This window comes from Vibrio sp. V42_P2S4T144 (assembly GCF_009904715.1).
In the GTDB taxonomy this organism is placed as follows: domain Bacteria; phylum Pseudomonadota; class Gammaproteobacteria; order Enterobacterales; family Vibrionaceae; genus Vibrio; species Vibrio alginolyticus.
In genome coordinates this window covers 1-7,871 of the sequence record NZ_WXWS01000587.1, presented here as the reverse complement: position 1 = coordinate 7,871, position 7,871 = coordinate 1, and the positions used below count along the sequence as shown (strand labels likewise).

Below are 7,871 nucleotides of genomic sequence, written 5' to 3'. Positions count from 1 at the left end.
CTTCATAGGGGAGCTCCATCAACATTTATGATCAAAAAATTTTATCAGGCAAGTCTATGAAAAACAGTTATACACACTATAACAAGCGCCACGAATAATTGAACATTATCATCACACTAGGCGATTAACTTAATGATTAGTCTTAACGCCGTTGGGCGCAGGCTAGCAACTAAGAAGGTGATGAATGCACATAACTCAAGGTCCGCAGTTCAATGGAAAAGCTTCCAAGCGATTACATGTCATGGCGAAACCTATCGGTGCAGTGTGCAATATCGATTGCACCTATTGTTACTACCTAAGCAAACAAGATTTACTTGAGTACAAGCCAGGCTGCTCACCAGTCATGGATGGGGAAACGCTCGAGACCTATATCCGTCAATATATAGCGGGACAAAATACACCTGAAATTATTTTCTCTTGGCAGGGTGGTGAGCCGACAATGCTAGGTTTGGATTATTTCAAGACAATTGTTGAGCTACAGAATAAATACCGTCCCGATGGCATTACGATCTCCAATGATCTCCAGACTAATGGCACACTGCTTAACGATGAATGGTGTGAGTTTTTAAAGGCGAACAACTTTCTCGTCGGTTTAAGCATTGATGGCCCAGAAATGATGCACAACGCTTATCGAACAAACCGAGCTGGTAGAGGCACATTCCGGCAAGTTATGAATGCGGTTGAACTATTACATAAGCACGAAGTAAAGTTTGCTACGCTCACTTGTGTTAACAACTTGACCAGCCGTAACCCACTTGAAGTGTACCGATTCTTGCGAGATGAAGTACGCTCCCCTCAAATGCAGTTTATTCCAATAGTTGAGCAGAAAACATTCAGAACAACCGCCCCTCAAACTTGGGAGCCAAACGAGCAACTAAAGCAAGGAGATAAACGGTTGATCCCAGGTCATAAAGATGCCGTTGTTGAGCCTTTTTGCGTTGCGGATGAAGCATGGGGAAATTTTCTGATCGCGATTTTCAATGAATGGGTTTTACACGATATCGGCAACGTGTTTGTGCAGTACTTTGAAGCCAGTATCGAAACCTGGATGGGCAGAAAAAACCCACTGTGTACGTTAGGTGAAATCTGCGGGAAAGGCTTAGCAATGGAGCCTAATGGTGATGTGTTTGCGTGTGATCATTACGTGTACCCAGAATATAAGGTTGGAAACATTCATCACGAAAAGCTCGATACGCTCGCTTATAGCTCTGAGCAGCAGAAATTTGGGTTTGCTAAAAGTCGTACGCTGCCCCAACAGTGCCTTCAATGTGATTATCAATTTGCATGTTTTGGAGAATGTCCCAAAAACCGTTTTATCCGTACTAGGCAAGGTGAGCCTGGTCTTAATTATCTCTGCGCGGGTTGGAAGAAGTTTTTTACCCATGTTGATCAGTCGATGGCGTACATCTTACGAGCGACAGGTAACCCAGTGGTTCACGGTAAATACAGTGACCAGATTCTACGCCAGCAAGCTACTCAAACACAGACTGTGTTTGAAACGAAGTTTTAAGATAGTCACTACGCCTGCTACAGGCCCGGAAATGAAAGAATATAGGTTATTGAATGCAAAAAATTAAGCTGCTCTCTAAATCATTACTCGTGATCTCGATCGGCATTGCTGCGAGTCAAGCAGCAGTGGCACAAGAAACAACATTGCTAGACCCAGATCAAGTATCGCCGACAACGGTTGTCACTCCACAAGAAGCGCAAATGACACCGGCGCAACGAGTCGAAAAGCTGTCTTATGATTCGCAAAATAAAAAGTTGTCTTCAGAAAAACGTATTGATGCTTTACGTGAGTTAGCCAACTATCCAAGCCAAAATGCATTGGTTGCAGTTGCGCGTGGGTTGCAGGATGAAGATGCAGGTATTCGCGAAGCTGCGATTGTGGGAGCACAGCCATATATGATTGAGCACCGTTGGCGTTTGATTTCACCATTATTGAGTGATGACGCCGCCATGGTGCGAATTACAGCAGCGATTAACCTCGTTCGAGATTACGCCAATTTGAGTTCAGAGCAACAGCAGTCACTTGAAGGGCCTGTTTCAGAGCTGACAGCACACTTGTCCAGTAAGAAAGATAATGTTTCCAAGTTATTACTTGCAGACGTTTACCGTTGGCATCGTGATTGGGATAAAGCGGCGCTGATATACCCAGAGTTAACTAAGCTTGAGCCAAACAACCCTCAAGTTTGGTTAAGCTACGCAGACAACTTCCGAGCGCAACAGCTAGACCAAAAAGCTATCAACGTGCTTGACGAGGGTATCAAGCTAAATTCAGAAGATGCCTCGCTGCATTATTCTAAATCTCTCGCTTTGGTTAGATTAGACAAAAAGAAAGAAGCGGCGTTTGAAATAGACAAAGCTGCGACGATGGCAAAGACGAACAGTTACTTTTGGTACTTAAATGGTGTTCTGCAAGAAGAGTTAGACTTGAAGAAGTCTGTCAACGCTTTTGAGCAAGCGTATTTGATATCCGGTGCTCCAGAACAATTGTATGCCGTGTGTGACATCTATGTTAGATACGGCAACCCTAAAACGGATGACTGTTTAACAGAGCTAACGAAGGTCGCTCCCGACTATGTTATTGAAGAGCTCAATCAGAAAAAGGGACGTAAAAGTGCCCCTACATCAGTTGAAGCCAATGAATTTAAACTCTAATCGTTAAATTCCATGTTTCTATTTTAATAAAATAGTGGACTAGATTGGTGACACTGTCACTTTTTGGTGGCCGTTGCATATTTCAGTTCAATATGCGCCTGTTTCAATTGAACTATACTTTTGATTGGATTCGCACCTAGCACCTCAATATAAGGAATTAAGATGGCTATAAAGTTAAAGGCGATTGTCTTAGCAACAGGTTTTGTTCTGGGCTAGTTACGCTGTTGCTGCTGATATGCAAGATCCACTTCCGTCATGGAACAACACTGACGCTAAGCAAGCTATTGTGGCGTTTGTTACGAAAACAACGACCCAAGGTTCGGACTCCTATGTGCCTGAAAGCCAACGAATCGCGACGTTTGATAATGATGGAACACTTTGGGCAGAAAAGCCTGTTTATCTACAGTTGTTTTTTGCGATCGATAGAGTAAAAGAAATGGCCTCTGAGCATCCTAATTGGAAGACAACCGAACCCTTTGCTTCCGCATTAAAAGGTGACATGGAGGGGATTGGTAAACAAGGACTCGAAGGTGTAATGAAGCTTGTTATGGCAACCCATTCTGGAATGTCTACTGAACAGTTTCATCAAGAAGTTAAGGAATGGTTGAAAACGGCTGTCCATCCAACAACGGGTAGACCATACACTGAAATGGTATATCAACCTATGCTCGAACTGCTCGACTATTTAAGAGCGAACGACTATCAGACCTACATCGTTTCTGGAGGCGGAATTGAATTTATGCGCGTTTGGGCGCCGGAAGTATACGGCATTCCAACGCAAAACATCGTGGGAACGACGTTAAAGGCGGAATATCAAAGTGTTGATGGAAAACCTACCATCCAACGCATGCCGGAAATAGACTTTGTCAATGACAAAGCAGTAAAGCCTGTGACGATTCAAAACTTCATTGGCAAACGTCCGGTAATGGCGTTTGGTAATTCTGATGGTGATTTACAGATGTTAGAGTGGACGAAAGCAGGTTCAGGTCCAAGATTTTCTGCGATTATCCATCACACGGATGACAAGCGTGAATGGGCGTATGATAGAGATTCTCATGTTGGTAAGTTAGATAAATCGTTTAAAGTAGGTGAAGAGCAAGGTTGGCTATTTGTCGATATGAAACAAGATTGGAATCAAGTGTTTAAAGAGAGCACTAAATGATGATCTTTGTTTGACCATAACTTGCTGCAACCAAACAATTGCAACGAAATAAAAGGCCTCACAATTGAGGCCTTAGTTAATTCCACAATAGCTTCGATACCTAGGGTTTAGTTTCTAGGTTGCTGTGTCATTGTTTCTACCACTTTTTCAATACTTAACGAGCTACCTTTCGTTGCAGGGAACTCCTTAAATGTCTCTAGGAACTTACGCACGATAGCTTGAGCAGGAACGAACATCCACATTTGATCAGCGTAAAAATGTCTGACGTAAAGTGCTGCATCTGGACCGACCTCAAATGGATCCATACGAAGGTTTACAATCAAAGGCCAACTAGGTGTTTTGCGGTATGCCTCATTAATGGCACCCTCCATAATACTGAAGTGGATCTTCCAGTCTTTATAACGAACGGCGTTTAAATTACCACCAGCATCGAAGTAAAAGATTTCTTTGCGTGCGCCTTCATCAGCTTTACCAGTCAGCAGATCAAGTTGGTTGTAGCCATCTAAATGTGCTTTAAAGGTTTTGCCCGCTGCTTTATGACCCTTCAATAGTTTTTCTTTCACATCAGGTTCGCCCACAGCTGCGAGTAGAGTTGGCATCCAGTCTTCTTGTGAAAAGATATCGTTGATAACCGTTCCTGGTTTAATGTTTCCAGGCCAGCGTACCATCATCGGAACGCGGAATCCGCCTTCCCAAGTCGTACCTTTTTCGCCCTTGAATGGTGTAGTACCACCATCTGGCCAGGTAAATTTCTCAGCGCCATTATCGGTACTAAAAACAACAATGGTGTTATCTGCTACGCCTAGCTCTTCAAGTTTATCAAGCATGACACCTACTTGATCATCTAGGTCCATCATGCCATCGGCGTATAAGCCGTAACCTGACTTCCCTTGATATTCTTCACTCAAATGTGTCCAGACGTGCATACGGGTTGAGTTATGCCAAATAAAGAATGGTTTGTCTTCTTTTACTGCTTTTTCCATAAAGGCCAAGCTAGCATCCATGAACTCTCGGTCTACGTTTTCCATACGCTTACGAGTAAGGGGACCTGTGTCCTCGATTTTGCCATCCGCAGTCGCCTTCAACACGCCTCGAGGTCCGAATTTTTTACGAAACTCTGGATCTTTTGGATAAAACTCAGACTCAGGCTCTTCTTCCGCGTTTAAATGGTATAGGTTACCAAAGAACTCATCAAACCCATGGTTAGTTGGTAGGTGCTCATCTTGATCACCAAGGTGGTTTTTACCAAACTGACCAGACACATAGCCGTGATTTTTAAGTAACTCTGCGATAGTAGGATCTTTCGATTGAATACCCTCTTTTGCGCCGGGCATACCAATAGTCAATAGACCGGTACGAAACGGATGTTGACCCAGAATAAATGAGGCTCGTCCGGCAGTACAACTCTGTTGTGCGTAAGCGTCTGTGAAAATGGCACCTTCATTGGCGATTTTATCAATGTTAGGAGTCTTCCCTCCCATCATACCATTGTGATATGCACTAATGTTGTATACACCTACATCGTCACCCCAGAACACAAGGATGTTGGGCTTATCGGCAGCAAAGGCTGTGGACGCAGCTAATGTACCGACCAATGCCATTACCTTTTTAATCGAGTTTCGCATGAAAATCCTCCGCGATAAATGAATCCATTATCGTTATATAACGTTACTAATTGTGTTCATCATGGCGAAGTCGAGTGAGATGACACCAAATGAGACAATGTAGTCAGTTGAATATAGTAGAGGTTTTTTGTTGCTTCCAAGTAATCCCTGTTTTTCAAAAATGTTAACTAACATGGACTAGACTTTAGTGTGTTTTAAGTGTGATAAGACGCACTTACAGGATTGAATTTCAATGAAAGGCGACACTATGAAAAATAAAATAGCAACTATCCTGTTTCTATGTATCCCGTTAGAAGTGGTTGCGGAAGAGACACCAAATGTCGTGGTAATGTTGGTTGATAACCTTGGGTGGGGGGAACTAAGTTCCTATGGGAGTACCAGAGGTGTTGAAACTAAAAACTTAGATCAACTTGCTAGAGAAGGTGTACGCCTTACTAATTTTAATGTGGAACCGCAATGCACGCCAACTCGCTCCTCATTCATGACGGGGAGGCGAGCGCTTAGATCTGGGACAGATAAGGTTGTTTGGGGAGTGCCTTACGGTATGGTGAACTGGGAAATAACCATTGCAGAGAAGTTTAAGGAACAAGGATATAACACGAGCCTTTACGGGAAATGGCATTTGGGAGACCAAAAAGGGCGCTTTCCAACGGATCAAGGCTTTGATGAATGGTATGGCATTGCAAATACGACGGATGAGTCAGAATATAGCTCTCAACCCGGTTATAAAGCTATATTACCTAAACCTCAAATCCTTTCAGCTAGAGCAGGGCAGGACCCTAAAGGGGTCAAAGAATATAATTTGGACTCACGTAGAACGATTGACAGTGAGCTAGTTGAACATGCCACAGATTTTATAAATCGAAATGTGAAAGAGAATAAGCCATTTTTCTCTGTAATTACTTTTACTCAACCACATTTACCGACGCTACCTCATCCTGATTTTATTGGTAAAACAGGCAAAGGAAATTACTCAGATGTGTTAGCTGAGATAGATTTTCGAGCTGGGCAAGTTATTGGTGCAATAGAAAAAGCAGGAATTAAAGACAATACACTAGTGATTTGGTTTTCTGACAACGGTCCAGAGTGGCATATGCCATACCAAGGCTCTAGCGGGCCATGGCGTGGTGCGTACTTTACGGCTCTTGAAGGGTCTCTCCGAACACCATTTATTGCCTCTTGGCCTAACCACATCAAACCGGGTAGAGTGAGTGATGAAATTATCCATGTTGTGGATCTATTTGCCTCACTTTCTCATGTCGGTGGATACAAATTACCAAGCGATAGAACAATAGATAGTATTGATCAGTGGGCCTTTTTAAAGGGAGATAGTGAAAAGTCTAATCGAGATGGTTTCATCGTTAACAATGGATCTGAAACCTACGCTTATAAGTGGGAAAATTACAAGATGCACTTTATTGATCAAGATATCATGCCGGAGAAAGGGCGCCCATTACAGATCCCTGAAATATATAATTTGATTGATGACCCTAAAGAGGAGTTTGATTTAAGAAATAATGCCACATGGTTATTTCCTATCATGATAGGAAAGAGAGTAAAGTTTGAATCTTCCGTTTCAACAAGCTGCGATACGATTCCTTTCCCTGCTCCATTTGGATATGAGCCCGATTGTAGCAAGGGGAATTTCAATCAATTTCCAGTGGATGGGTTACGCCAGAAGTAGTTTACCCCAATGGCTCTTTCTCGCATACATGAGGTATGTTTTTGGTTCAATATCTCATTAGAGCCATTTAGGGCCATGTTTTTTCTAGTTTCATTTGAACAGTCATATTCGTCGACCATACTTAAAGTTCGTTGTTTCATATGGGGCGAATTATGCAGCCAATACTCTACATTCAAATCGGTAATGTTCTTTGGGCGGTTTTAAGTGACGGTTCTTGGATCCAAATGTTGCCCAACGAACAATTAGTTCCAGAAGTAGAGGTGGTTGTTCTTAATACTGACATTCTCGATATTGCATTTAATGAAGATACAACAAGTGAGGATGAATCGAGTTCGAATGATCTTTTAATTGCATCTCAAAACGGTATTGAATCCACTTTTAATCAGAGCGTTCGAGATTTTAGTGAGTCTTCTGGTGGGTTAAGTTTTGTTGCCTATATTCGCGCTGTTTTACCTGAGCAACTCGTTTCTAATGGCTATGTTACTAGGCCAGCAGTGCAAGAAAGAGAGAACCCAACTTCTGAGACTCAGGCTCCTGAGCGGTTGAATCCCGATGCTATATTAACGGTGGATATTCTTGATGGCGGTGATGGATACGAAAACCAGTTTGAAGTTCCTAGTGTCACGATTCAAGGTGACGCACTCAAGATAAGCGATGAGTGGCTTGTTACTATCACCATTACCGATAGCCTCAATAATTCTATTACTGTTACAACGACCGTAGAGAACGAGTCTTATAC

6 protein-coding genes are annotated in these 7,871 nt (G+C 42.7%); 5 read left to right on the top strand and 1 reads right to left on the bottom strand.

Annotation, left to right across the window (positions count from 1 at the left end):
• Positions 1 to 184: 184 nt before the first annotated feature.
• The 3 genes from CAG68_RS19355 to CAG68_RS19345 all read left to right on the top strand — a co-directional run bounded on the left by CAG68_RS19355 (position 185) and on the right by CAG68_RS19345 (position 3,823).
• Positions 185 to 1,510, top strand: coding sequence for an anaerobic sulfatase maturase (locus CAG68_RS19355; protein ID WP_161441535.1), 1,326 nt, complete (start codon positions 185 to 187; stop codon positions 1,508 to 1,510).
• Positions 1,511 to 1,563: 53 nt separating this feature from the next.
• On the top strand, positions 1,564 to 2,661 hold the full coding sequence (locus CAG68_RS19350; RefSeq protein WP_054729393.1) for a hypothetical protein: 1,098 nt from the start codon (positions 1,564 to 1,566) through the stop codon (positions 2,659 to 2,661).
• 235 nt (positions 2,662 to 2,896) lie between these two features.
• Complete coding sequence (locus CAG68_RS19345) at positions 2,897 to 3,823, top strand: haloacid dehalogenase-like hydrolase (protein WP_161441534.1); 927 nt, start codon at positions 2,897 to 2,899, stop codon at positions 3,821 to 3,823.
• A gap of 107 nt (positions 3,824 to 3,930) precedes the next feature.
• Here the strand turns inward: CAG68_RS19345 and CAG68_RS19340 are convergent, their stop codons facing one another.
• Complete coding sequence (locus tag CAG68_RS19340; protein WP_005377761.1) at positions 3,931 to 5,448, bottom strand: arylsulfatase; 1,518 nt, start codon at positions 5,446 to 5,448, stop codon at positions 3,931 to 3,933.
• Between the two features lie 247 nt (positions 5,449 to 5,695).
• On the opposite strand from CAG68_RS19340, the gene CAG68_RS19335 reads away from it, so the two are divergent.
• Positions 5,696 to 7,132 (top strand): arylsulfatase, encoded by a 1,437-nt coding sequence (locus tag CAG68_RS19335; RefSeq protein WP_225452467.1) that lies wholly within the window; start codon positions 5,696 to 5,698, stop codon positions 7,130 to 7,132.
• A 152-nt stretch (positions 7,133 to 7,284) separates the two neighbouring features.
• On the top strand, positions 7,285 to 7,871 hold a 587-nt coding region (locus CAG68_RS19330; RefSeq protein WP_161441533.1), incomplete at its 3' end, for a hypothetical protein.

Bases quoted from the DNA above. Each gene is read 5' to 3' on its own strand.
- CAG68_RS19355 (WP_161441535.1), top strand. From the start codon at position 185: ATGCACATAACTCAAGGTCCGCAGTTCAATGGAAAAGCTTCCAAGCGA.
- CAG68_RS19350 (WP_054729393.1), top strand. From the start codon at position 1,564: ATGCAAAAAATTAAGCTGCTCTCTAAATCATTACTCGTGATCTCGATC.
- CAG68_RS19345 (WP_161441534.1), top strand. From the start codon at position 2,897: ATGCAAGATCCACTTCCGTCATGGAACAACACTGACGCTAAGCAAGCT.
- CAG68_RS19340 (WP_005377761.1), bottom strand. From the start codon at position 5,448: ATGCGAAACTCGATTAAAAAGGTAATGGCATTGGTCGGTACATTAGCT.
- CAG68_RS19335 (WP_225452467.1), top strand. From the start codon at position 5,696: ATGAAAAATAAAATAGCAACTATCCTGTTTCTATGTATCCCGTTAGAA.